Below are 23158 nucleotides of genomic sequence, written 5' to 3'. Positions count from 1 at the left end.
CCGGCGATCAGGCTGCGGGGAGATCTTCCAGAGCAGCCCGTGCGGCTTTACCCTTCCACATGATGGAGCGTGGCCTGTGGGGATTAGGACACATCTCTAGCAATATTCGGCAAGGTTGGAACAGCCTGATTGCTACTCGGCTTGTGTTTGCGGTGGCTGCCTCTGTCCCACGAGGCTGGCTGTCCGGAGGCCCCAGCATCATCATGCCCCCCGGCCCGATGCTGGGGCCTATTTTCTTTGTGCGAGGCGCCCATTGGACGAGACCTGGAGAGTAGTCTTCGCAATTAGTTCGGCGGCTATTGTCGCCGGCGGCGCCTTCTTTGCCATCCGGTTTATCATCGGATTGCATCTCTGACTCAGCCCTTCGGCATCCGTAACCACAGCTCAACGATGAACCAGACGACGGGCGTCCAGATCAGCAGTAGAACGGCAGCCATCAGCAACTCACGGCGCCGCGGCCACAACTCACGGCCTATGATGCCGAGCGCCATTCCGACAATAAGCCCGACAAGTGCTTCCACTGCCCGTCCCCCAGTATCGGGTTGGGGCAAGCCGGTTTGCTACCGCAATTGCTACCCAACTTGTTGGGACGACGTGAGATAGGCGGGGATGGAAGCAAGCTGACCTTGGGAAAATTCCCAGTATTTCAGCACGATAAGGGGTCAGGTAGGAGTGACTGGTATGCCCGCTCCAGAATTTGGAGACCGGTGCTCTACCAATTGAGCTACACTCCTACGGACCCTGCGTCGCCTTAGGATCAGGGCCGCTTTCAAGCACAGGGCGCGGCCGGATTGCAAGGACGGATTGCAAGGGTGAAGCGCGCTGGCCTCGCTTGTTTGTGCCACGGCTTCTGGGCCAGAGTTCATCCCCGATAATAATGTGCCCCCGGGAGTGAACATGACCGCCACAGCCGCCCCTCACGCCGCGATCGCGCCAAAAACCCCATCCCTGCCCGAGGCCAAGCCGGAAACGCTGGGCTTGTCGAGGTCCCGCCTCCAGGCGATGTCGGATGCGTTCAAGCGCGAGATCGACAAGGGAACCGTACCCGGAATCACCGTGCTGGTGGCCCGCCGCGGCCAGGTCGGCTGGTTCGAAGCGATCGGCAAGCAGAGCCCGGCCAGTTCGGCGCCGATGGCGCATGACTCGATCTTCCGCATCTTCTCGATGACCAAGCCGATCGTGTCGGTCGCCATCATGGCGCTGGTCGAGGACGGCCACCTCCTCCTCAGCGACGCAGTCGCGAAATTCATCCCGGAGTTCGCTGAACAGAAAGTCGGTGTCGCCAGCGGCGGCAAGCTGGAACTGGTTCCGCCGAAGCGGCCGATGACGGTGCAGGACCTGCTCCGCCATACGTCGGGCCTGACTTACGAGCACCAGGGCGATGGCCCCGTGCACAAACTCTACCAGGACTCCCGCGTGCGCAGCCGCAAGATCACCAATGCCGAGCACGCCGCGCTGGTGGCGAGCTTTCCCCTCGTCTGCCACCCCGGCGACGAGTTCAACTACAGCCGCTCCACCGACATCCTCGGCCGCATCATCGAAATCGTCAGCGGCAAATCGCTCGGGGCATTTTTGACCGAGCGCATCCTCGCCCCGCTCCAGATGACCGAGACCGGCTTCTCGACGACTGAGGCCAATGCCGGCCGGCTCGCAGAGCCGTTCGCGGCCGATCCCTGGACCGGCGACAAGGTCGCGCTGTTCAGCATGCTGGAACAGCCGGTGATGGAGTCCGGCGGCGGCGGCCTGGTCTCGACCACGATGGACTACGCGCGCTTCGCGCTGATGCTGCGCAACGGCGGCACGCTCGACGGCAACAGGATCATCGGCCGCAAAACACTGGAGCTGATGGCGTCGGATCACCTCGGCCCCGAGGTGAAGACCAACGGCACGCTGTTGTCGCCCGGCCACGGCTTTGGTCTCGGCTTCGCCGTGCGCCGCGAGGCCGGCATCGCGCCGTTCCCCGGCAGCGTCGGCCAGTATTTCTGGAGCGGTATTGCGGGGACGTTCTTCTGGATCGATCCGAAGGAGGATCTGTTCGTGGTGTTCATGAGCCAGGGCCCGGGACAACGCGATTACACGCGCACCCTGGTGCGGGATCTGGTTTACGCGGCGGTGGATTAGTTTCGTCAGGCACGCGCCAACAAGACAGGCTCCTCGACGGACGGCGCGGAGCCAACATGGCCCTGCGCCATGGAGACCACGATTTGCGCCGCCTCTCGGAGCGAGGTGGCAAACAGGTCGGCCTTCGCCGTCTCCCGCAGCTCGTCGATGTTTGCGACCCCCTCGGCCCAGCATCCAACCATGATGGATGCCTGCGGCAGTTTGCGGCGAAGCCGGCGCACCGCATAGCGCAGATGCGCCGGGCTTGTGACGCCGATATAGCTCAGGCAGACCAACGCCACGCCTGACGTATCAAGGCGAAAGATATTGGCGGTCGACAACGCTTCCGGGCCTTCGACGCGGCTGCCGACGCCATGCGCACGGCACAGCTGCGAGAGCATGATCGCACCGGCCTCGTCGAGCATGGTTCGGCCTCCAATGCAGAGCACGGCATTTTCGCAGCAAAATTGTTCCGCGAGGGCCGCTTCATCGAGCACGGGGATATCCGGCCGGTCATCGGCCGGCGCGACGGTTTCGACGGCATCGACCGCTTCGGCATCCACGGTCCGCTCATTTCCGACAGGACGGCCATCGTCCTGTTCCGAGATATCGTCGACGAATTCAACCACCGTATCGCGAATGCGCGCGAGCCGCGTCTGGTCCAGAGCAGCGCGGTCGAAGTCCGACTGGGCCAGTTGCATGCCCTTGATCGCGACTTCATCGTAATAGGCCGCGAGCGACCGCTCCTTGAGAAACTGCTCGGCCTTCTCGGCGGCTTCGGTCGGATCCCCGGCCAGCATGCGCTGATAAAAGATCTCCGGAGGCGACAGCGCCGGGCGATCGCCGAACATGACATCCAGAAAGGACAGCCTTTCAACGTGCCGGCCCAGCACGACCAGACAGACGGTGAGCGGCGTTGCGAGCACCAGCCCGATCGGCCCCCACAGCGCCGTCCAGAACGTCGCCGAGACGACGACAGCCACGGGCGAAAGACCCGTGGTGCGGCCGTACAACAGCGGTTCGACGACCTGTCCGACCAGCGGTTCGATGATGAAGAACAGCGCCGCAGTCCAAGCCAGCATCCACCAGCCTGGATCGACCGCCACGGCGAGCGCGAGCGGAAACGCCGCAGCTATGATCGAGCCGATATAAGGCACAAAGCGCAGCACGGCTGCGAGAATGCCCCACAGCGCCGCACTGGGGACTCCGATCAGCCAAAGGCCGGTGCCGATCAGCACGCCAAAGCCCGTGTTGAGCATGAGCTGATTGAGGAAAAGCCGGCTCAACCGCGAAGCGGCGTCGTCGAGCGCCGCAGTCGTGCGTTGCAGATCGTGGGAGCCGGCCAGCCTGATCAGACGGTTTCGAAGATCCTCGCGCTGAATCAGGATGAAGATCACGAAGATGACGATGATCCCTGTCGTCGCCAGCGGCGAGACCAAGGGGGCGATGAGCGAGCGCAGGCTCTCCAGCGCACCGGGATCGGGCTGCAAGACCTCCACAGGAACCGGCTTGACGCCAGGGTGGGCCGGCGTGCCGGAGGTCAGCGGATTGGCGGGCGCAGCCGACTTGGGCTTGTCCAGCTCCTTACCGAGGTCCTGAAGCATCTCGGCGGCGCGCTCTAGCGTGGAGCTGCCACCTGCCACGCCGCGCACCGACTGGATCTTGGACAAGATAGTAGCCTGGTACTTCGGCAAATCGCCGGCCAGGCCATTGAGCTGCGTCGCGATCACGCTTCCCAAGGCGAAAATGATCGCGAAGGCGAAAAGCACGACCCCGACGACGGCCAGCCCGCGCGGGGCGTGAAGACGCTGCAGCAACCTGACGGGAGCAGCGAGCACGAAGCTCAGCAGAATGGCGAGCGCCACGGGAACGAAGATTTCCCGTCCCAAATAGAGAGCCGAGACGATGATGATGCCCAGGATCGCCGCGCCCACCGTGAAAACCATTGCGGAGACGTCGTCGGGAGATTGCGGCTTGATCACCGTTGGGATCATCTGTCTCGCTTCCGGCCCTCGCCTGCTGTGCCATTCAACGATGAATGTGCAGCCCAACGAGCCGGAAAGTGGTTGGTTCCTCGCCGGACCCCGGCTCGGCCAACCGCCTTCCTTGCATCGGCGAGTGCCTCAACTAATTGTCGCGCCGCCGTCGATCACCATGGTCTGGCCGGTCATGAAGTCACCGGCCTTCGAGCCAAGGAACACCGCCGCACCCGCGATCTCGTCGGGGATGCCGATGCGGAGCAGCGGCGAGCGAGCGGTGGAGGCCTTCAAATTCTCCGGATTGTCCCACAGCGCTTTCGCGAAGTCCGTCTTGATCAGGCCGGGCGCGATGCAGTTCACGCGGATGTTGTCCTTGCCGTATTCGCAAGCGAGGTTGCGTGCGAGCTGCATGTCGGCAGCCTTGGAGATCGCGTAGGCGCCGAGGATGGTCGAACCTTTCAGCCCACCGATCGAAGAAACGATGATGATCGAGCCGTCCTTGCGCTCGATCATCTGCGGCACCACCATCGAGATCAGCCAGTTGTTGGCGACGATGTTGTTGTCGAGAATCTTTCGGAACTGATCGTCGGAGATGCCGGCGAGCGGACCGTAATACGGGTTCGATGCCGCGTTGCAGACCAGCACGTCGATCTTGCCGAAGGCGCGGTTGCTCTCGTCGATCAGGTTTTGCAGATTTTCCTTCGACGAGATGTTCGCGGCGATCGCCACCGCCGTGCCCTTGCCGAACTTGTCGTTGATCCCCTTGGCGACCTGGTCGCAGACGTCGGCCTTGCGCGAGGAGATCACCACCTTGGCGCCGTGCTCGGCCATGCGCTCGGCGATCGCGAGCCCGATGCCGCGCGTCGAACCGGTGATGACGGCGACTTTTCCCTTCATGTCGAACAAGGTCATGCTTCTCTCCCAGAGTATGATTTGAGTTGGCCTGGAGCTTACGCTGCGCTCGCGCGCGGGCAACAGCTCAGGCGAGCTTCTTGACTTCCGGTCCCGCGGGCTGGTGCATCTCCGCGTGTGCATCATCCGCGATCCACGGCTGCTGATTCACCATCGGCAATCGCCAGACCGAGCGCTCGGGACTTGCAAAATAATCCAGCCGCGTGATCGAGCAATTGTCGATGTCGAACGACAGCGCCTTCTCCAGCTGGCCGTCGAGCGCAAGCCCGAGCGCGGCTTTGATGGTGCCGCCGTGGGCAACCGCAATCACGTCCCGACCGGCCGCGTCGTTGTTGATCCGCTCGATGATGCGGCGCGCGCGGTTGTAGAGGTCCATGAAGCTTTCGCCACCGGGCGCGGGCTCGTTGATGTCGGCAAACCAGCTCGAGCCGACCGGGCGGCTCGCGATGAAGGCGGCGCGGTTCATGCCTTGCCATTGACCGAGATTTTGCTCGGCGAGGTCCGCCTCCCAAGTCATGGTCGCAGGTTTTGGAAAGCCGGCTGCCCAGATCGCCTCCGCAGTCTGGTGCGTGCGCATCAAATTGCTCGAATACCAGACCGCGTTGCGTGGCAGCACCTTGGCAACAGCATTGAACACGTAGGTGTCGCTGGTGTCGCAGGCGAGATCGCTCTGCCCGTAGATGTTGCCGCCGTCATTGCGCACCGGCGCGTGACGGACCCACCACCAGCGTGTCGTGACCACATTGGGCTTGTTTGCGGCTGCCATCGAAACCCTTCCATCCCGTGTGATGTCGCTGTACGTCAGTAGCGAACCTGTCTCAAGACACTTTACCGTTTGAAATCTTGTTTGAAATTCCGTCGCGCGGCAAGCGTCGCGCGAGCAGCACAGGAGAGAAACGCATGGGCCGCCTGCAAGGCAAATCCGTCATCATCACCGGCGCCGGCAGCGGCATCGGTCGCGCCGCCGCGCTGCTCTTCACCAGAGAAGGCGCAAAGCTGATCGCGGTTGATCGTACCGAGGCGGTGAAGGAGACCGTCGACGAGGTGAAGAAGGCCGGCGGTGTCGCGGAAGCGATGATCGCCGATGCCGGCTCCGAGCAGGATGTCATCGCCGTCATCGACAAGGCGGTGAAGACGCACGGCCGGCTCGACGTGATCTGGGCCAATGCCGGCGTCTCCGGCGGGCTCGTCCCGCTCGGCGAGCAAACCGTGGAGCAGTGGCAGGAAGTGCTGCGCATCAATCTGATCGGACCGTTCCTCGCAGTGAAGCATGCAATGCCGCATATGGTGAAGCAGCAGTCCGGCGCGATCGTGCTGACCGCGTCGGTCGCAGGTCTCAAGGCCGGCGCTAGTGGCCACCCCTATGCTGCGAGCAAGGCCGGCGTGATCAGCCTGGTGCAGACCACCGCATATTCGCTCTCTGGCACCGGCGTGCGCATCAACGCGGTCTGTCCCGGCCTGATCGAGACCGGCATGACCAAGCCAGTGTTCGACCGCGCCAAGGAGCGCGGCACCGCCGACAAGATCGGCCAGCTCAACCCGCTCAAGCGCGCCGGCCAGCCGCACGAACTCGCCGCGATGGGATTGTTTCTGGCCAGCGACGAAGCGTCGTATGTGAACGGCCAGGCCTTCCCGGTGGACGGTGGTCTGACGGCGTCGATGCCGTATGCGGGCAAGCCGGTCTAGCACTCGGTGTCGTCCCGGCCTATTGCGCACCAGGCCGGGACGACGGTGGGCAGATATTTCGTCGACTGCCTCAACACCGTCATTGCAAGCGCAGCGACGCAATCCAGAATTCTCCGCGGTGGCAGTCTGGATTGCTTCGCTGCGCTTGCAATGACGGAGTGTGGGTGACAGCGCCGCTCTTTCAATTTGCATTCCCAGTTGCAGACACACCTTCGCAGCCTCGCGGCTTGTTTCGCCCGAGCTTTGCTTTATCTCTTCACCCTCAATTGAAAGAGGGCGCAGGGAAGGCCGGGAGCCGGCTGGCACCCGCGGTCCACTGTGCGAAGTTGCAGTGAGAAATCTGCACAGCGGCATACAGGTGTAGCCAGGACATCCCGGCCTTCCCTGCGCAGTGGTTGGAACGGCGTATGTCGTGCTCTCCCCGGGGAGCGATACACTATTGCCCCCGTCACCTTGCAGATGGCTGATGTGCGTACCCGGTCGGGCCACCCACATCACCGCAAGACTTGGCGCACAGACTCCGGGCGCCAGGACCACACGATTTGGCCGTACGCGAGCACCACCGGTCGTGCGTGCGACGCCATCGCTCACGGCTCTCCGCCCTGCGATCACCTTCGCACCGATGTGGCCACGTCCACCGCCGCCCGGCCCGCGTTCGTGACGATCGCGATACGCCCCTCTTCCTTGGGCCGGAGTGCGCGCAATATCCGTCAATTCCGAATTTCGGTAAAGTGGAATATTTTCGGCAGCGCGCCTTGACCGACGATGTGGGTATTTTGCCCGACGGGCAACGCAAGCTGTCGTAGCCCGCATGAGCGAAGCGACATCCGGGATTCGTAAGCACGACCGTTCCCCGGGTATCGCTTCGCTCACCCGGCTACGGGACTACAGACCAACGGTATTGATTGCCCCTCGGGCAGCGACGTTGGTATGGTTCATACAAGCGGGCTCAACCTCCGCAGTCCCCTGACAAGAACGAGACAATGCCCAACCCGATCTTCCCGAGTGCACGCCCCGATCGCATCCGCAACCTCCTCGCCGACCTCGTCGGCTTCGACACCATCAGCGATCGCTCCAACCTGCCCCTGATCGCGCATATCGAGAGCTATCTCGCCTTCCTCGGCGTCAAGGGCGAGCGCATCACCGACGAGACGGGCAAGAAGGCCTCGCTCTGGGTTACGATCGGGCCGGAGGATCGGCCGGGCCTGGTGCTGTCCGGCCATACCGACGTGGTGCCGATCGTGGGCCAGGACTGGAGCCACGATCCGTTCAAGCTGGTCGAACGCGACGGCAGGCTCTACGGCCGCGGCACCACCGACATGAAGGGCTTTGTCGCGGTGTGCCTCGCCATGGTGCCGGAGATGCTGGAGGCGAAGCTGATAACGCCGATTCATCTGGCGATCTCCTATGACGAAGAGATCGGCTGTGTCGGTGTGCGGCCGATGCTCGCCGAAGTCGCAAAGAAACGGATAAAACCGCTCGGCTGCTTCGTCGGCGAGCCGACCGAGATGAAGGTCATCATCGGCCACAAGGGCAAGCACGGCGTGCGCGCGACGTTCAAGGGCCTCGCCCGCCACTCCTCGATCGCACCCGATGGCGTCAACGCGATCGAATATGCCGCCGAGCTGATCACCGAGATCCGCCGGCGCGCGGTGAAGCTCGCGGCCGCAAGATCAAACGATAGCCTCTACGACGTTCCCCACTCGACGCTGCTCACCAGCATCGTGCATGGCGGCGCGGCGCTGAACATCGTGCCCGATACCTGCACGGTGGATTTCGAATGCCGCGGCATCGGCATCACCGAGTCCAGGGAGGTGACGGATGCGATCGTCGCCTGGGCCAAGGTCGAGCTCGAGCCTGAGATGAAGGCGAGAAATCCTGCGTGCGGCATCGATTTCGAGGAGATCCTCGACTATCCCGCCCTCGACACGGCCGCCGACGCAGCGATCGTGACGCTGGCAAAGCAACTCGCCGGCCGCAACGACCACGCCAAGGTCGCCTTCGGCACCGAGGCGAGTTTGTTCGCCAGCATGGCCGACATCCCGTCGGTCGTGATCGGCCCCGGATCGATCGCGCAGGCGCATACGCCGGACGAATTCGTGGAGATGGCGGAGCTGGTGAAATGCGCGGGATTTGTCGAGAAGCTGATCGCGCATTGCGCGAAGGGGTAGCCGTAGCTCTGCGTAGGGTGGGTTAGCGAAGCGTAACCCACCACTTTTGTCACGCCGTGTGACCGGCGGATTACGCTTCGCTAAACAACGCAAGCGTTATTTTGCCTTGAGTTATCAAAGATATAGCGAAACGGCGCCTGATCCGCGCTGACACCAAGCTAACATGCTAACTTCGGCGGATGGCGAAGAAGCCGAAGAAAGCCGCAAAACGCAAGGCCACGCCGCGCGCCACGCTGGTCGTCGATCGCTCGCGTTTGCCGTTGGGAAGTGAGGCGCGGTTGGCTGTCAATTTCTTGCGCCAGTACGGTGCCAATCCATCGCTGGCGCCACGGCCCGGTATTGATCCCGACGAGGCCCGCGAGTTCTGGCTTCAAACGCGTTCGCGGTCTGCGCGCAAGTTGCCGCTCTGGGTCATCGACCTGGCCGCAGCAATCCTCGCTCAGATCCCGATGCGGCAGGATCGTCCGGCGAACCGACCAGCGGACAAGCTGACGACCGACCTCGAATTCTGGGTAAACGTTTTTGGAATGACGCCGGCCAAGGGTGCACGATGGGTGGTGTCTGCCGATGCTTATCGCCGCGAACGTGACGAGAGCGCTGATCAGGCCACCGACCTGGACGGCGAGACCGAAAAACTGGCACGGCGCATTTACAAGAAGCGCAAGCGCGGTGTGCCAAAACCAAAATAACTTTCGGCACTAGTTTCCCGCAAATACAGGTCTACTCATGCGGTCGCCCATTTTTTCAGAGGCGATCACATGACCGCACCCCTCATCGACCGCGTTCTGAGAGCGCGCGAAGTCTGCAAAATTCTCGGCATCAGTCGCGCCACCCTCTGGCGGCGTGAGCGCGAAGGCCTGTTTCCCAAAAGCGTGCGCCTGACACAAAGCACCGTCGGCTGGTTCGAGCGCGACATTGCTCGCCATCAGGCCGAGCTTCGCGCGCAAGCCGGTCTGCCGGAAGACACCGCCACCGCAAAATAAAACGGCCGGTCTGCGCAGAAAGCAGCCGGCCGGAATACGTTTTGGGTGTCTGACGACCTCCAGATATTCCTGTCGTCGCTTTTGTGCAAGCCGGCCCCAACCCGAAGGAGCCGACCCATGCCACGCGTCAGCGCCATTTTTTCCACCCCGACCTATCGCGGCAGCGAACTTCCCGCCGAAGGCAAGTCCGTCTTGATCGGCGGCTGGCACGAGGGGCAGTCGTGGGGGAAAGATCGCTATTTCGTCGATCTGGTCGGCGATCCGCTCGCACTGCAACTCACCGGCGCGTTGGCCTTTGACATCAAGCAGGTGCTCGGCGCCGACGACTTCGACGATTTTATCGATCGCTGGATCACAATCTATCCCGTCCCGACGCAAATCAAAGACAAAGAGACCGGCGAGCTCAAGATGGTCGCCATGATCCGCGCCCGCGCCTGCGATAAGGATCAGGCGCCCCCGCGCCGCTTGAGCCAGGCCAAGGACAGTCCGCCCGACGACGACATTCCGTTCTGAGCGGGTGTAGCCATGACCGACGATGATCCCGACGTGATCGATATCGCCAAGGCGCGGCGTAGCAAGTGGCAGAACGACTGCATCAAGGGCGAGAGCGGCCGGCCGCTGCCGATCATCGCCAACGTGCTGCTGGCGTTGCGGCGCGACAGCGGTTTGCAGGACGCCTTCGCCTTTGACGAGATGGCGCGGACGGCGATGCTGATGCATGCAATCGGCAACCCCATGGCGCCATTCGAGCCGCGCGGCATCATCGACGGTGACGTGGCCTATGTTGCCGAATATCTGCAACAGGCCGGACTGAAGCACGTCGGCAGCGGCGTGGTGCGCGACGCCATCGGTGCCCGCGCGACTGAAAATTCCTTTCACCCGGTGCGCGACTATCTCGACAGCCTGCAATGGGACGGCCACAAGCGCGCCAACGTTTGGCTGACGACGCGGCTCGGCGCCGAGCTCGGCGAGTACACCAGCACGATCGGCCGCATGTTCCTGATCGCCATGGTGGCGCGCATCTACGAGCCCGGCTGCAAGTCCGATCACATGCCAGTCCTCGAGGGCGCCCAGGGCCTCATGAAGTCGTCGGCCTGCGCGGTGCTCGGCGGCCCGTGGTTTTCCGACGCATTGCCGGAAGTCGGCAGCGGCAAGGACGTCAACCAGCATTTGCGCGGCAAATGGCTGGTCGAGGTTTCGGAAATGCACGCCATGGGCCGCGCCGAAGCGACCTTGCTCAAGAGCTTCATTACTCGCCAGGTCGAGAGGTATCGGCCGAGCTACGGACATTTCGAGGTCAAAGAACCGAGGCAATGCATCTTCATCGGCACGACCAACCGCGAGACCTATTTGAAGGATGAGAGCGGCGGCCGCAGGTTCTGGCCCGTGAAGACCAACGTGATCGATATCGACGGCCTGGCCGAGGATCGCGATCAGCTATTCGCAGAGGCCGTGCACCTGTATCGGCTCGGCGAGGCATGGTGGCCAGATCGCGCCTTCGAGCAGCAATACATCAAGCCCGAGCAGGAAGCGCGCTTTGACGTCGACGCCTGGGAAGAACTGATCGCCAAATATCTCGCCACCCAAATGAAGGTTACCGTCTGGCAGGTGGCTCACCAGGCGCTGTTCATCGAAACAGCCAAGATCGGCACCGCGGATCAGCGTCGCATCACCAGCATTCTGGAACTGCTCGGCTGGCGACGACTGCCGAAGGACTGGGAAGGCAAACGGTTCTGGTCTCGATGACCACGGCACACGGCACACCACGGCGCATTCTCTCATATGGCTCTTGAAAAGATTGGCAGTAGTCATAGGGAAATGCGCCGGGTCCGCCGTGTGCGCCGTGTTTTCTACCCAATGGTACCGTTGCAGCGCGGACCGTCGGCGACAGGAGGCACCCATGAACGCCAACGACTACATCAATTTCGACGGCGGCGGTGACGAGCAATGGGAGAGCGCCCGCGACAAGACGTATGACGTGCTGATGGCCTCGGGGTTGTCGCAGACCTCGAAGATCTCGGCCGGCCTGCGCGGTCTCCTCGACGCGCTGGCGGACAGCACCACCATGAGCCGCGAGGAGACAAAGGCGCAGATCGCTCGGTGCCTGGGTGCGTTTCGGTGATTCCGCGCCGGCGCGTATTACCGCCAACATGGGTCGGCGGGGTCAAGGTGCAGGGGATGGTGGCCCCTCCGAAAGCGGTATCGCGGCGCCAGCAGCCAACGACTGAGGCAGCCACGATCTGCGTCTATCGTTGGGACCGCCAGGGCCGCAAAGGCCAGTCCCTGCAAGGTGCTGACGCGCGGCAGCATGAACAGCTGCTGCGTGGGGTTTGCGGACGACGGCTACACCATGGTCACAAGCCGCAACGCGCTGAAACGGGCTGAGCCTCGCGCGTTGTAGTTGTTCGATTGCTAGAACGCACGGGGGGGATGTGTTTTCCTTATGCCCCCATCGCCTCGGAGCGGCGCTGCAGTCGAAAAGAGATTTACTTCGGAAGGGAGCGTAAAAGCGCGGTAGGGTTTTGGTTCGGCGAGGTCAGTGATGGGTCTGCACGGCAAGCAGTTCGGTCCAGAGCATCCGATTCCGGTCAGGTTGCCGGTGAAGCAGTTGCCGTGGAAACGGCCAGGGTTGTCGCGGCCCGAGCGGGTCATCGCATTTTTGCAGTTTCTGCCGGTGACTAAGGGAAAGAAGGTCGGTAAGAAAATGCGGTTGTTGCCGGACCAGGCGGCCTTCATGCGTGAACTGTACGGCCGCTCGGCGAAACGGCGAGTTCGGCTCGCCATCTTCAGTCAGGCCAGGGGCAACGGCAAAACGGGGATGCTTGCCGGCCTCACCCTCTGCCATTTGCTCGGCCCCGAGTCCGAGCCGCGCGGTGAATGCTATTCAGCGGGCATTGACCGGCTGCAGGCTTCGCTGATCTTCAACGAGATGGAGGCGATCATTCATGCGGTGCCTGAATTCGCCTCACACACCAACATCCAGCGGTTTCGGAAAGTCATCGAAGTCCTGGGCGGCGATGGTGCCGGGTCCAAATACGAAGCACTTTCTGCTGACGGCCGCCGCGCCCATGGTCTTGCCCCAAGCTTTTGGTGTTTCGACGAACTCGCCGGCGTCAAGGACAGGATCTTGCTCGACAATCTGCAAACCGCGATGGGCAAACGGCGGCGCTCGCTGGGTGTGATCATTTCGACCCAGGCGGCAAGCGATATCCACCCGCTTTCAGAACTGATCGATGACGGCTTACGCGGCAAGGACTCGTCCATCCTGGTGCACCTAAAAACGGCGCCGGTTGATGCGGATCCATTCGATCAGAACGTAATCCGCGCCTGCAATCCGGCGCTTGGAAACTTCCTCGACGAGGGCGACATTTTCGCCGAGGCGGAGCGTGCCCGCCGGCTGCCATCATTCGAGAGCGCGTTCCGCAATCTGCGACTTAACCAACGCATTGCTCCGTTCGGCCGCGACCTCTTGATGACCGCGGAGGCTTGGGCGGCGGGTGACGAGCCGATCGATGAGAGCATATTCACCGATGGGCGCCCGGTGTACGGTGGCCTCGACCTGTCGGCGTGTGTCGACCTCACGGCGCTGGTGCTGTGCACCGCGGACGATGGCGGCGTCATTCACATGATGCCGCGCGCCTGGACACCGGCCGAGACCATCACTGAACGTACCATCACCGATCGTGCGCCCTATGACGTGTGGGTGCGGAAGGGCCAGTTGATCGCGGTGCCGGGCGCGGCTATCGACCTCGACTTCGTAGCTCAGGAGATCGGCGAACTCTCCGCGCGCATGAACATCGTCCAGGTGAACTACGACCGCTGGCGCATCTCGTTGCTCGAGCAGGCGCTAGCCCGGCAGGGCTTGACGGTGCCGCTGGTACCGCACGGTCAAGGCTACAAAGACATGGCGCCAGCGGTCGACGAGTTCGAGAAGACCGTATCGATGCGGCGTTTCCGCCACGGCGCCCATCCGCTGCTGAAGTGGTGTTTTGGCAACGCCGTGGTGATCCGCGACGCGGCCGGTAACCGAAAGCTCGACAAAGCCAAAGCTTATGGCCGGGTCGATGTTGCCGTTGCTGCTGTGATGGCGGTCGGTGCGATGAAGGCATCGGTGCCGCAGGTCGAGATTGCGGCAATGATCGCTTGAGTGCCACGGGCGCTGCCGGGTGGCTCGATGAAGGCCAACCGCTGATCGCGATCGAACTGCAGGCTAGACGCCCTTGTGGCGCGACTGTTGGCCTGACTTGACGTGGTCGACACGAGCCGAAACGCGGTCCCGGCCGTCCAATCAAGGGAATGTCCCATCGCTGTTGCACTACGTCGGGCCAACGTTTCCAGAATGTTAGGCGGCCCTCGCGACGTGGGTAACCGGGTCGATCGTCATGTGATCGTCGCGAGCTTGAAGGGCCGCACGCAGAACCGACAATTGCTTATGCGCCTTCAATCGCCGGAAGCCCTTGTTGGACGATCATGCCGGCCGCGACCCATCGCAAGGCCATACCGGCATCCCGCCAGCGTTTGACGTTGCGCGTGACGTGGCGAATGGTACCCATCGTGTTCTCGGCGATGTTGGTACAGGCGAGCGATCGTCGAAGCTCCTTCGGCAGCTTCAAGCGGACGACCGTCAGGAATTCGTCGAGGCCTTCGAGGATGCTGGCCGCTACACCGGGCCATTGTTGGTCGAGGCGACGGGCGAGAATGCGGATCAATGTTTCAGCTTTGTCGGCGCCAGCCGGTCGCGCCGACGATTGTGCTTGGCCGCTGACGCGAAATTGGACCTGAACCGGCCAAGAGAGAGACGCCAGTGGCATCAGCATCGCTCAATGCTAACGCCCGGGCGCCGGCGGCATTGCTAAAGCCGGAAAAGCATGGCCGGTAGAATGGGACTGACAATCTTTTTTACGACTTCAAGAAAACCTGTTCAGTTTCTTTCAGAAGCTGTCGCCGTGTCTGGTCGGTAAGGTTGCGCCTTTTCGCACCATTGGTCGCGCGAACTCACGGCGCTCGGCCATACGGTACGGCTGATGCCGCCGGCTTACGTGAAGCCGTACGTCAAGCGGCAGAAGAATGACGCTGCCGACGCCGAGGCAATGTGCGAAGCGGTCACCAGGGCAAACATGCGGCGCAGCGGCGCCGATGCTGCCGCTCTTCCAGCCGACGGAGGCCGTCGTACCCCCGCTGGGAATGTTCGGATCCACAATGGCGATGGCTCCTGCCCCGCGCCACCACCGCCGTCAGGGTGGTCGTCACTAGGACCGTCTACCCCATCGAAGCGACGTGACCCGCTCATCGGCGCGAGCAAGGAGGGAAGCGGGGAATGCATCGAGGCGTTGTGCAGAACGAGACTTCGCTGATGAACGAATCGCTACCATTCGTCGTCGTACATCCACTCTGGGATTCGAGGGCGCGCTCTCGCGTGGGGCGATTGAAGCGTCCGCTCGGGCTTGCGCAAGGTCGGAGGTAATTGCGTGGCCGGCGCTGATGTCTTGGGCAGTTCTGCTCGACGCGCTGGAGAGCGCACTACGCGACATCAGCCGCGCATCATGGAATGGATGGCCGAGCGCCCTACGCATGCGCACAGTGGCTTTGTCGGCCCTTGCGGTGGACAGCCGTCGATGAGGGGGCGGCTAACCCCGGGGGCGTTCAGCCGGGATTGAAAGCGACCAAGGTACCGGTACCGGTTAAGTGGAAGGCCGATGTCCGCTCCTGTGGGAATTACGGAAATCCACACGGCGCTCCGGCACGTCGCTTTTTGACTGTCGGCTCAACCGGTCGACGCAACGCGTTGAATCTCACTGCTGGGGAAATTGCAAGGTCTTCACGTGACCGTTCGTTGAGTTGACTTTGTTCAGTAATGGTCTCATTCAACCCGCGGCTGCCAAAGTTGCGCCGCTCAGCGACAAAATCGGTCGGGGACGCCATCGCTGGCATGACGCGTGATCTCACTTCAGCTCGACGTTGGCCGCCTTGATCACCGCGGCCCATCGATCGACTTCCTCCCGCATATATTTCGATGTCTTGTCGATCGAGCCGCCAAATATCTCGGCGGATAATTTCCGCAACAGATCCTGCACTTCCGGCTGACGGAGCGCCTCGTTGACGTCGGCATTGATCTTCTCAGCGATGCTCCTCGGCGTGCTCGGGGCGCCACGATGCCGTACCAGGCGACGGCCTCGAAGCCGGGGAGCGTTTCGGCGATCGTCGGCACATCGGGCAGCGCCGGGAGACGTGCGGGTGAGGCCACCGCGAGCAATTTCAACTTTCCGGCCTGGACCAGCGGCAGCGAGACGCCGAGATTGTCAAACATCACGTCGACGTCGCCGGCGAGCAGACCCTGCAGTGCCGGCGCCGAGCCGCGATAGGGAATGTGTCGCAGCTTCACCTTGGCCATAAGCTGGAACAGTTCGGAGGTCAAATGCGAGGTCGTGCCATTGCCTTGTGTGGCGCAAATGATCTTGTCGGGGTTGCTCCGCAGATATTCGTTCAATTCCGCCACGCTCGATGCCTTCACACTGTTCGGATTGACGATCAACGCGTTCGGCACCTGCGCTATCACAATGATGGGTTCGAATTTGACCGGATCGAAGCCGAGCTTCGGGTACAGGTTCTGATTGATCACAAGTGGCGGTGGCGGCGACGACAGCAGGGTGTAGCCGTCCGGCGCCGAACGAAAAGCCTGTTCGGAGCCGATGTTTCCGGCCGCCCCCGTGCGGTTCTCGATCACGATCGGCTGGCCCCATTTGCGTGACAGCCAATCGGCGACGATCCGGGGCACCGCATCGGCCGTCCCTCCCGCGGGGAAAGGAACGATGATCTTGACTGTGTGGTCCGGATAATCCCCGGCGAGGGCGGCTGCACTAAGATGCGTGGAGAAAGTCAGAAGCAAAAACAGCTCCGCCAAACGCCAGCTTGCAGGGGTCAGTGCTCGTGCAACGCCGTGCATTGAGATGCTCCCACTATCGCTTCCCTTTGCCAGCTCTCCGCCATCGGCGCCGGCGCTTGGTGTTTCCCGCAAGGGAGGATAGCCTGAAAACCGACAGGCCTCTGAAGCATTTTGGCGCGGCTTTCGGAACCCAAGTATCGGACAAGGATGGGACGATGCACCGGAATCGGCTCAGGATTGTCGTCGTTGGCGGCGGAATTGGCGGCCTTTTCGCGGCGAACGCGCTGATCGCCCGCGGCTTCGATGTCACCGTCTACGAGCAGGCGCCTGCGCTGAGCGAAATCGGCGCAGGCGTATTTCTGACGCCGAACAGTGTTCGCCAACTGCAAAGGGTGGGCCTTGGGCCGGCGGTCGAGAAGGCCGGTGCGCGGGTCGGCACCGGCTCGCATTATTTCCGCCATGACGGTGCGCCAATTGCGCCAGTTCAGGTAACGGACTCGGTCGGCTGGAACGCGACGTTCGGCATGCACCGCGCCGATCTGGTCGAACTGCTGGCGGCAGCGCTTCCCCAAGGCGTGGTGCGCACCGGCCATCGCGGCACCGGGTTTGAGCAGGCAGGCGATGTCGCGCGTGTGTCGTTTGCCAACGGCGCGACCGCTGAAGGCGATATCGTCGTTGCGGCGGATGGCATCCATTCCGAATTGCGGCATTACGCGGCGCCGCCGTCACGCCCGGTGTTCCATGGATCGGTCGCCTATCGCGGCGTGCTGCCGCATCAGCTGATCCCGCACTGGCCGACCGATCGCTGGATGATGTGGCTCGGCAAGGCGCGCCACTTCCTCACCTTCCCGGTGCGCGCCGGCGAACTCATCAACTATGTCGGCTTTGTGCCGGCGGATGCGGAGATGAAGGAATCATGGTCGGCACCCGGCGATCCCGGCATGCTTCGCTCCGAGTTCGAGGGCTGGGATCCGCGCATCGGGGCCCTGTTGAGCCAGGTTCAAAAGACATTCCGCTGGGCGCTCTACGATCGCGAGCCGTTGCCGGCATGGACCACGGGCCGGCTGACCCTGCTCGGCGATGCCGCGCATCCAATGCTTCCGCATCTCGGCCAGGGCGCCAATCAGTCAATCGAGGATGGCATGGCGCTCGCGACGATTTTGGCGCGCGTAGATTCCAACAACGCGCCAACGGCGTTGCTGGCCTACGAACGCCTGCGACGCGAGCGGGTGGCGGCGGTCCAGCGCGGCGCGCGGGAAAACGGCATGCGCTACGATTCTTCCTACACTGATCTCGGCGTGCGCGACGCCGAGATTGCCGCGCATGCGGCGTTTCGGCGAAGACTCTACGATCACGACGTGGTCCCGGAAGCAGAAGCGGCGGCGGTCGCGCTGATGCGGGTCGTAAACCCATAAGTATTCCCGGGCGAAGGCTCGCCGGAACGTGCGGGGAATCTGACCGATGAGGTGCTCGCACTTGTCGCTGCGGCGGCGCGGCTTGGGCGGTCATGACTGCGCGGCGAACCGGCCTGGCTCGCACCGACACGCCATATCGGGTCATGACGAGGCGGCCGCAGGCTCATCATGGAAAGCAAGACCGCCATATCCTCAGGGCGCCGCTTCCTCCAATAGCGCCCGCATAGGTGAGCGGCGCATTCATCAATCAAAGCATTATCTCTGGCAGCCAGACCACGATCAACAATGCCGGAACACTCAACAACGGGCTTTCTGTCTCGGGTGCCGCCGGCACTGTCTTCAACGCCGGAACGATTAATGGTCCGCCGGGACCGTTGACAAGCGCTCCGGGGCCGCCGGTACCGGGGATTTGTCCGTTGTTGGTGATCGTCACAGGTCCGGCGTTGTTGATCCCCCTCAATCCTCCTGCCGATGAGCCGCTTGAGCCGCCGCTTGCGCTCGATCAGCGTCAGGTCGCGCAGATCATCGCCGTCGCGCTCGATCAGGTCGAAGGCGTACAGCATCGCCTCATGGGTCCGGCGCTGGCTTCGCAGCGCGTGAAAATCCGATGTCCCGTCTTCACGGGGAATAACCGCTTCGCCGTCGATAAGAAACGATTGCGCCTTGAGCCGGGCGGCAGCATCAACGATGGCCGGGAAGCGGTCGGCCCAGTCGTGCCCCTTGTGCGCGTGAAGCAGCGAATGCGCGAGCCGTCCCGACGAACCATCAGGTGGTAGCCGTCGTGCTCGATCTCATGAACCCAGAGCGGGCCGGATGGCGGCAGCGCCACCTTCGACGGCAGACACGGTTCGATGAAGCCGGTGAGGGTAATCATTGAACACATGATAGGGTTCGGGGTGGGCCGGGCAATCGTGCGCTCCTCCGTAGTCCTACCGAGAACATCGAGCCTCGGGTCCGTAGTCCTACCGAGAACATTCCGGTTCGCGCCGATGCCGAATTGCGGGGCGGTCGGGTTTGGCCCTCAGAAGATGCCAAGACCGTAAGCGGCGTTCCACAGCCAAGACGCGCGAGTGTCGGTGCGCATCAAGCAATCCTCGCGCTTGATCCCCGAGGTCGGGTTTTTGATGTCGTAGCCGTCGGCGCAGAGCCCGACAAAATTGGCGTATCGATAGTTCTCAAGCTTGGCTACCGCGACGACCGAATAGGCGAGAGCCGCGAGCAACACGACGATGATCATTAGTAAAACGCGCATCTGGTTTTCAGCCCCTTATGCGAACAGGTCCGCACCGGCCTGCGTGAACTTCACATAGGTTCCGCTCTCGTGCTTCCACATCCAGCCGCGCTCGATGCACAGCGCGAGGGCCGCACCGTATTCCGCTCCACTGCCGCCATGGGTGAACAGGAACGGCCCGTTGATCCTCTCGATGTAGATGCGACCGTCCTGCACGGCCTCAGTCTCGTTGGCGATTTCGAGGAGCTTGCGGGCGGCCTTTTCCGGGTCTGCGAAGGGCCGGTCAGTGGTGTAAATCATGTGGCTGCCGCCTTGTCCTCTTTGTCAGTCCCGCGCGCGCCCGGTCTCACTCGGATGTCTTGCTGTCGATCAACTTCTGAAGTTCGACGATATCCTTTTCGGTCTGGTCCAGCTTTTTGGCCAACTGGGCCACGGCTTCCCCAGCCGTGGGGGCCAGTTCGTCGAACTTTGCAAGCACGGCTGCCTTTGCTTGAAGATAAGTAGCTCGCTGCGGAGGAACGGGAGCTGTCGGGTCTGCATTTGCCTGTCGATTGAGGTTTGCCCAGCTCAGGAAGGCCGCTTGCATCTTGTCCTGAGAATCTACGATGGCATCGAGCTGTGAAATTAAGTCGGTACGTGCGCTAGCAAGCCCCAAAAACTTTGCAGTGTTTGCCGAAATTAAGTTTCGGAAGCCCTCGACATTTGTAAAGGCAGTCCTCGTCAAGTTGTCTCCGTTCTGCCAGCCCGAAGTTTTTTCGGCCTCCGTATCGAGAAACGCGATGTTATTTTCGAACAGTCTTCTCTGAAACCGCAGCTCTGTAAGCTACGAAATTACGAACTGGAGGTTGGCGCGATCAGCGATCAACGACTGCACCTGTCCAGAGAGAAATTGCCGCTCGGAGAGAGCGTTCTGCACGCCCATTGCCGAGACCGTAAGGTAAGCCACCATGATTGCGACCAATACGCCGAGAAAGGTTTGGTACCGATCTGCCCAATAGTCGATTTCTTTCCATGTGGCCTGCCAGTCAATCTTGAGCCAGTTCAGCGCAGTGATCTTCGGGGAGACCAAAACGCCAGCCATAAACACTACAAGCAGCAACAGGAAAACCAAGAACCCCCTCATCGCCCCTCCTCAAACCGAATCGTCGATAGAGGCGAGAGTGGCACAGGTCGGCGTGTGTTGTGCGGGAAACGCTCGGTATTCCTGACTATACACAGCCTTGGCGATTTGCGGACGACCTCACCCCTCGCCCGGCCAACGCGTCAAAGGCGGATCGCTCGCAGAAATCTCTTCGCCGGTCGCCAGCCGGTTGTCGAGGCTGCGATGAGATGCTGATCAGCGATACCCCATCCCGCCGACCGGCTTTGCCTCCCAATGGAAGTTGGGCCGCACGTCAGCGCCTCTCTGGCCGCAGGCGCGACAGATGAAGCGCGGCTCGATGTCGGACAGCCAAAGAACGCCGGATCACGCGATGGGAGCACGAGCACGTTCTCGAAACCGTGCAGCAGCGGCTGGATCAAGATCCCCAGGCCATGCGCCGCCGGCGCGAGACGGTTGAGCATCCTTTCGGTACGCTCAAGATGCGGATGGGCGCGACGCACTTCCTGATGAAGACGCTGCCGAAGGTCGCGAGCGAGATGGCGCTCAGCGTGCTCGCCTACAATCTGACGCGCGTCATGAATATCGTTGGTACAAGGGCATTGCTGGCAGCGATCAGGGTGTGAGCGTGGAGACCCCATTACGTGCCGATCTTGAACCAGACCTTCCCAACACTCCCCACAATGACTCAGAGGCAGCCCCTGATCGTCCAACAGGAAAAAATGCTCAAATCGGCAGTGTCGGACTACATTGGACCGGATCGTGGACTGCGCCAGCGCGTTATCACGCAACCAAGACCCAGAGCTGACTTCGCGCTTCGTCCGGCAAGAGTTTATCTTTGACAGAGAGTGGGAACGCGAGCACGTTCTACTATGGAAGGTCCGCGCCCTCGTCTTGGATGGGTTGTATGATTACTCGACGTCAAACGCTCATCCTGGCATCCGGGATTGGTCTGTGCTCTTCGAGGGTCGCGGGCCAGCAGGTCTCAGCGAAAGTGCCGCGCATCGGCGTAATCTCGACCACCGCCAGCACCTATCCAGGGTACGCAGCTTTCGGCAGAGCACTGAAGCAACTCGGTTACGTTGAAGGACAAAACGTCCTCATCGAGGCGCGCTTTGCCGCTGGCCAACTCGATCGATTATCGGGCTTCGCAGCGGAGATGGTCGCACTCCAGGTTGATCTCATCGCGGTCGTCGGCGCTGTGACCGTCCAGGCTGCCCGTCAGGCAACGACGACCATTCCCATCGTCTTCACCGTCGTGCTGGACCCTGTCGAGGACGGATTGGTTCTTGACGCCCAGCGACCAGGCGGAAACGTCACAGGAGCGACGAATTTCGACCCTGCGCAGCCGAGGGCGCAGATGCGGCTGCTCAAACAGATTGTGCCCGGGTTGGCGCGGGTGGCGATCTTGGGTGACGCCGGCGTACCCAATATCCTCGACAGGGCCAACTGGAAGGCGGCGGAGGCGGAAGGTTTGCGCCCTCAATCGATTCGCTTGCAAGGAGCAGCTGAGGATATCGATGCGGTCTTCGCATCCATCAGGGACGAGCATGCGGGCGCGGTGCTGGCCCTCGAGGTGCCGGCCGTCGGCCCGCACGCCAAGCGGATCATCGCTCTGGCGACGGCGGCGCGGCTGCCGACGATGTTCCCCGGAGACTCTTTCTTTTACGGTCCGATGCTCTCGTACGGGAGTAGTCTGTCGGCAGCGATGATGCGGATGGCGAGCCTGGTAGACCGCATCCTTAAGGGCGCGCGACCAGGCGACTTGCCTATTGAAGTGGTCACTGAACATAAGCTCTCGATCGATCTCCGAATAGCTCGCGAGCTGCACGTGCAGCTTGCTGCGGCGCATGAGTCTGGTTGTGGCCCTTCTCGGACCTCCGCATCGTGCCGACCGACGTCTGCTGCTGAGAGATAAGCTGACGGGCCGCGAGATGGCCGCCACTTCGCGTTTTGACCCAAGACGGCCATGCTTGGCGGCAGGCAAAGACAACGCCTCAAATTGTGCGCGTTCGATTCGTTTGATTTTCGTTCAAATCGGGAATCTCGCTATGTCTTCACGTGCTATCGATCTCTATTAGCAACCATAGGCAACCACGATGCCAACCTACCTCGTAAATCATCTGCGGATTCCGGGCGATGTCCCGAGCAACGATGCCTTGAACTACCTCGACCAAGTTGAGGCAACAGTTGCCCCCTATGGCGGTAAATGGCTAGCGCAGGGTCCAGGCGACGTAATCGAGGGAGCTTGGCCTGGCGCTGTCGTGCTGATGGAGTTCCCGACCCGCGAGGCGGCTGACCAGTGGTACAACTCGGCCGCTTACACCGCCCTTCGCCCTCTCCGGATCAAGAGTGCGATCTCCGATATTATCTTGATCGATTCTTTGCCGGCAGGGTTCACCATTAAGGCGTTCGCGAACAATATCCGTAAGACTGTGAAAGGTGCGTGATGGTTTGCACACCATCCCCCACTTTCGGGGCTTCCGGATTAGCGTTTAACAACGCCCGTTTCACCAATGTGAAGGTCTGCCTTTCAGCCTAATCATCCCGAAAGCCGCCATTCCGCTTCCGGCCTCAAATCAGTGACCGCTCCGTGCGAAGCGCATTTCTGCTTCTGGCCGAATGAGTGCGGCATGATCAAGTCTCGTTTGTCGTTTGAGATGCAGCCGATTGAGCCCGATCCGCAAGGCGGCTGGCAG

Annotated in this window: 22 protein-coding genes and 3 pseudogenes; 14 read left to right on the top strand and 11 right to left on the bottom strand. The window is 62.0% G+C overall.

The window, feature by feature from the left end; all coding sequences use genetic code 11:
• Nucleotides 1-356: 356 nt before the first annotated feature.
• On the bottom strand, nt 357-521 hold the full coding sequence (locus ACPPVR_RS17310) for a hypothetical protein (protein WP_426615391.1): 165 nt from the start codon (nt 519-521) through the stop codon (nt 357-359).
• A gap of 376 nt (nt 522-897) precedes the next feature.
• On the opposite strand from ACPPVR_RS17310, the gene ACPPVR_RS17305 reads away from it, so the two are divergent.
• Nucleotides 898-2121 carry a serine hydrolase domain-containing protein gene (locus ACPPVR_RS17305; RefSeq protein ID WP_426615390.1) on the top strand — a complete coding sequence of 408 codons (1224 nt, stop codon included), beginning with the start codon at nt 898-900 and terminating at the stop codon, nt 2119-2121.
• Nucleotides 2122-2126: 5 nt separating this feature from the next.
• Here the strand turns inward: ACPPVR_RS17305 and ACPPVR_RS17300 are convergent, their stop codons facing one another.
• The 3 genes from ACPPVR_RS17300 to ACPPVR_RS17290 form a co-directional block, all read right to left on the bottom strand.
• A complete protein-coding gene (locus ACPPVR_RS17300; RefSeq protein ID WP_426615389.1) occupies nt 2127-4094 on the bottom strand; it encodes an AI-2E family transporter in 1968 nt (655 codons plus the stop codon).
• 129 nt (nt 4095-4223) lie between these two features.
• The gene (locus ACPPVR_RS17295) at nt 4224-4991 is read right to left on the bottom strand and encodes an SDR family NAD(P)-dependent oxidoreductase (RefSeq protein WP_045008231.1); all 768 of its coding nucleotides are present in this window, start codon (nt 4989-4991) and stop codon (nt 4224-4226) included.
• Nucleotides 4992-5058: 67 nt separating this feature from the next.
• Nucleotides 5059-5757 carry a histidine phosphatase family protein gene (locus tag ACPPVR_RS17290; RefSeq protein WP_426615388.1) on the bottom strand — a complete coding sequence of 233 codons (699 nt, stop codon included), beginning with the start codon at nt 5755-5757 and terminating at the stop codon, nt 5059-5061.
• 134 nt (nt 5758-5891) lie between these two features.
• Here ACPPVR_RS17290 and ACPPVR_RS17285 point away from each other — a divergent pair, with 134 nt between their 5' ends.
• From ACPPVR_RS17285 to ACPPVR_RS17250, 8 genes are all read left to right on the top strand, one after another.
• Nucleotides 5892-6677 (top strand): SDR family NAD(P)-dependent oxidoreductase, encoded by a 786-nt coding sequence (locus tag ACPPVR_RS17285; RefSeq protein WP_426615387.1) that lies wholly within the window; start codon nt 5892-5894, stop codon nt 6675-6677.
• A gap of 983 nt (nt 6678-7660) precedes the next feature.
• Complete coding sequence (gene argE / locus ACPPVR_RS17280) at nt 7661-8848, top strand: acetylornithine deacetylase (protein ID WP_426615386.1); 1188 nt, start codon at nt 7661-7663, stop codon at nt 8846-8848.
• Between the two features lie 179 nt (nt 8849-9027).
• Nucleotides 9028-9537 carry a hypothetical protein gene (locus ACPPVR_RS17275; RefSeq protein WP_426615385.1) on the top strand — a complete coding sequence of 170 codons (510 nt, stop codon included), beginning with the start codon at nt 9028-9030 and terminating at the stop codon, nt 9535-9537.
• Nucleotides 9538-9606: 69 nt separating this feature from the next.
• The gene (locus ACPPVR_RS17270; protein WP_426615384.1) at nt 9607-9831 is read left to right on the top strand and encodes a helix-turn-helix transcriptional regulator; all 225 of its coding nucleotides are present in this window, start codon (nt 9607-9609) and stop codon (nt 9829-9831) included.
• A gap of 117 nt (nt 9832-9948) precedes the next feature.
• Nucleotides 9949-10344, top strand: a complete 396-nt coding sequence (locus tag ACPPVR_RS17265; protein WP_426615383.1) for a hypothetical protein — start codon at nt 9949-9951, stop codon at nt 10342-10344.
• A gap of 12 nt (nt 10345-10356) precedes the next feature.
• A complete protein-coding gene (locus ACPPVR_RS17260) occupies nt 10357-11577 on the top strand; it encodes a VapE domain-containing protein (protein WP_426615382.1) in 1221 nt (406 codons plus the stop codon).
• A gap of 154 nt (nt 11578-11731) precedes the next feature.
• Entirely contained in the window at nt 11732-11953 is a 222-nt protein-coding gene (locus ACPPVR_RS17255) for a hypothetical protein (protein ID WP_426615381.1), read from the top strand.
• Between the two features lie 420 nt (nt 11954-12373).
• Nucleotides 12374-13978: a terminase large subunit gene (locus tag ACPPVR_RS17250; protein ID WP_426615380.1), complete on the top strand. Its 1605-nt coding sequence runs from the start codon at nt 12374-12376 to the stop codon at nt 13976-13978.
• A gap of 195 nt (nt 13979-14173) precedes the next feature.
• Here the strand turns inward: ACPPVR_RS17250 and ACPPVR_RS17245 are convergent.
• Nucleotides 14174-14558, bottom strand: a pseudogene (locus tag ACPPVR_RS17245) (IS256 family transposase); the annotation flags it as partial.
• Between the two features lie 199 nt (nt 14559-14757).
• Between ACPPVR_RS17245 and ACPPVR_RS17240 the strand changes: the two are divergent.
• Nucleotides 14758-14954, top strand: a pseudogene (locus ACPPVR_RS17240) (IS110 family transposase); the annotation flags it as partial.
• Between the two features lie 848 nt (nt 14955-15802).
• On the opposite strand, the gene ACPPVR_RS17235 reads toward ACPPVR_RS17240, so the two are convergent.
• Nucleotides 15803-16846 carry a Bug family tripartite tricarboxylate transporter substrate binding protein gene (locus ACPPVR_RS17235; RefSeq protein WP_426615379.1) on the bottom strand — a complete coding sequence of 348 codons (1044 nt, stop codon included), beginning with the start codon at nt 16844-16846 and terminating at the stop codon, nt 15803-15805.
• 83 nt (nt 16847-16929) lie between these two features.
• On the opposite strand from ACPPVR_RS17235, the gene ACPPVR_RS17230 reads away from it, so the two are divergent.
• Entirely contained in the window at nt 16930-18129 is a 1200-nt protein-coding gene (locus ACPPVR_RS17230; RefSeq protein ID WP_426615378.1) for an FAD-dependent monooxygenase, read from the top strand.
• Here ACPPVR_RS17230 and ACPPVR_RS17225 read toward each other — a convergent pair.
• The 5 genes from ACPPVR_RS17225 to ACPPVR_RS17205 all read right to left on the bottom strand — a co-directional run bounded on the left by ACPPVR_RS17225 (nt 18066) and on the right by ACPPVR_RS17205 (nt 20471).
• Nucleotides 18066-18818 carry a hypothetical protein gene (locus ACPPVR_RS17225; RefSeq protein ID WP_426616127.1) on the bottom strand — a complete coding sequence of 251 codons (753 nt, stop codon included), beginning with the start codon at nt 18816-18818 and terminating at the stop codon, nt 18066-18068. The genes ACPPVR_RS17230 and ACPPVR_RS17225 overlap by 64 nt on opposite strands.
• A gap of 332 nt (nt 18819-19150) precedes the next feature.
• Entirely contained in the window at nt 19151-19381 is a 231-nt protein-coding gene (locus ACPPVR_RS17220; protein WP_426615377.1) for a hypothetical protein, read from the bottom strand.
• A 15-nt stretch (nt 19382-19396) separates the two neighbouring features.
• Entirely contained in the window at nt 19397-19660 is a 264-nt protein-coding gene (locus ACPPVR_RS17215) for a hypothetical protein (RefSeq protein ID WP_426615376.1), read from the bottom strand.
• Between the two features lie 46 nt (nt 19661-19706).
• Nucleotides 19707-20084: a hypothetical protein gene (locus ACPPVR_RS17210; protein WP_426615375.1), complete on the bottom strand. Its 378-nt coding sequence runs from the start codon at nt 20082-20084 to the stop codon at nt 19707-19709.
• Nucleotides 20085-20183: 99 nt separating this feature from the next.
• Entirely contained in the window at nt 20184-20471 is a 288-nt protein-coding gene (locus ACPPVR_RS17205; protein WP_426615374.1) for a hypothetical protein, read from the bottom strand.
• Between the two features lie 326 nt (nt 20472-20797).
• On the opposite strand from ACPPVR_RS17205, the pseudogene ACPPVR_RS17200 reads away from it, so the two are divergent.
• From ACPPVR_RS17200 to ACPPVR_RS17190, 3 genes and pseudogenes are all read left to right on the top strand, one after another.
• A pseudogene (locus tag ACPPVR_RS17200) lies at nt 20798-21085 on the top strand (transposase); the annotation flags it as partial.
• Between the two features lie 281 nt (nt 21086-21366).
• A complete protein-coding gene (locus ACPPVR_RS17195) occupies nt 21367-22377 on the top strand; it encodes an ABC transporter substrate-binding protein (RefSeq protein WP_426615373.1) in 1011 nt (336 codons plus the stop codon).
• Between the two features lie 181 nt (nt 22378-22558).
• Complete coding sequence (locus tag ACPPVR_RS17190) at nt 22559-22909, top strand: DUF1330 domain-containing protein (RefSeq protein WP_426615372.1); 351 nt, start codon at nt 22559-22561, stop codon at nt 22907-22909.
• Nucleotides 22910-23158 lie beyond the last annotated feature (249 nt).

The organism is Bradyrhizobium sp. McL0616 (genome assembly GCF_049993385.1).
In the GTDB taxonomy this organism is placed as follows: domain Bacteria; phylum Pseudomonadota; class Alphaproteobacteria; order Rhizobiales; family Xanthobacteraceae; genus Bradyrhizobium.
Note: the sequence above shows the minus strand (reverse complement) of the source record. Positions and strands in the feature narration are given on the sequence as shown.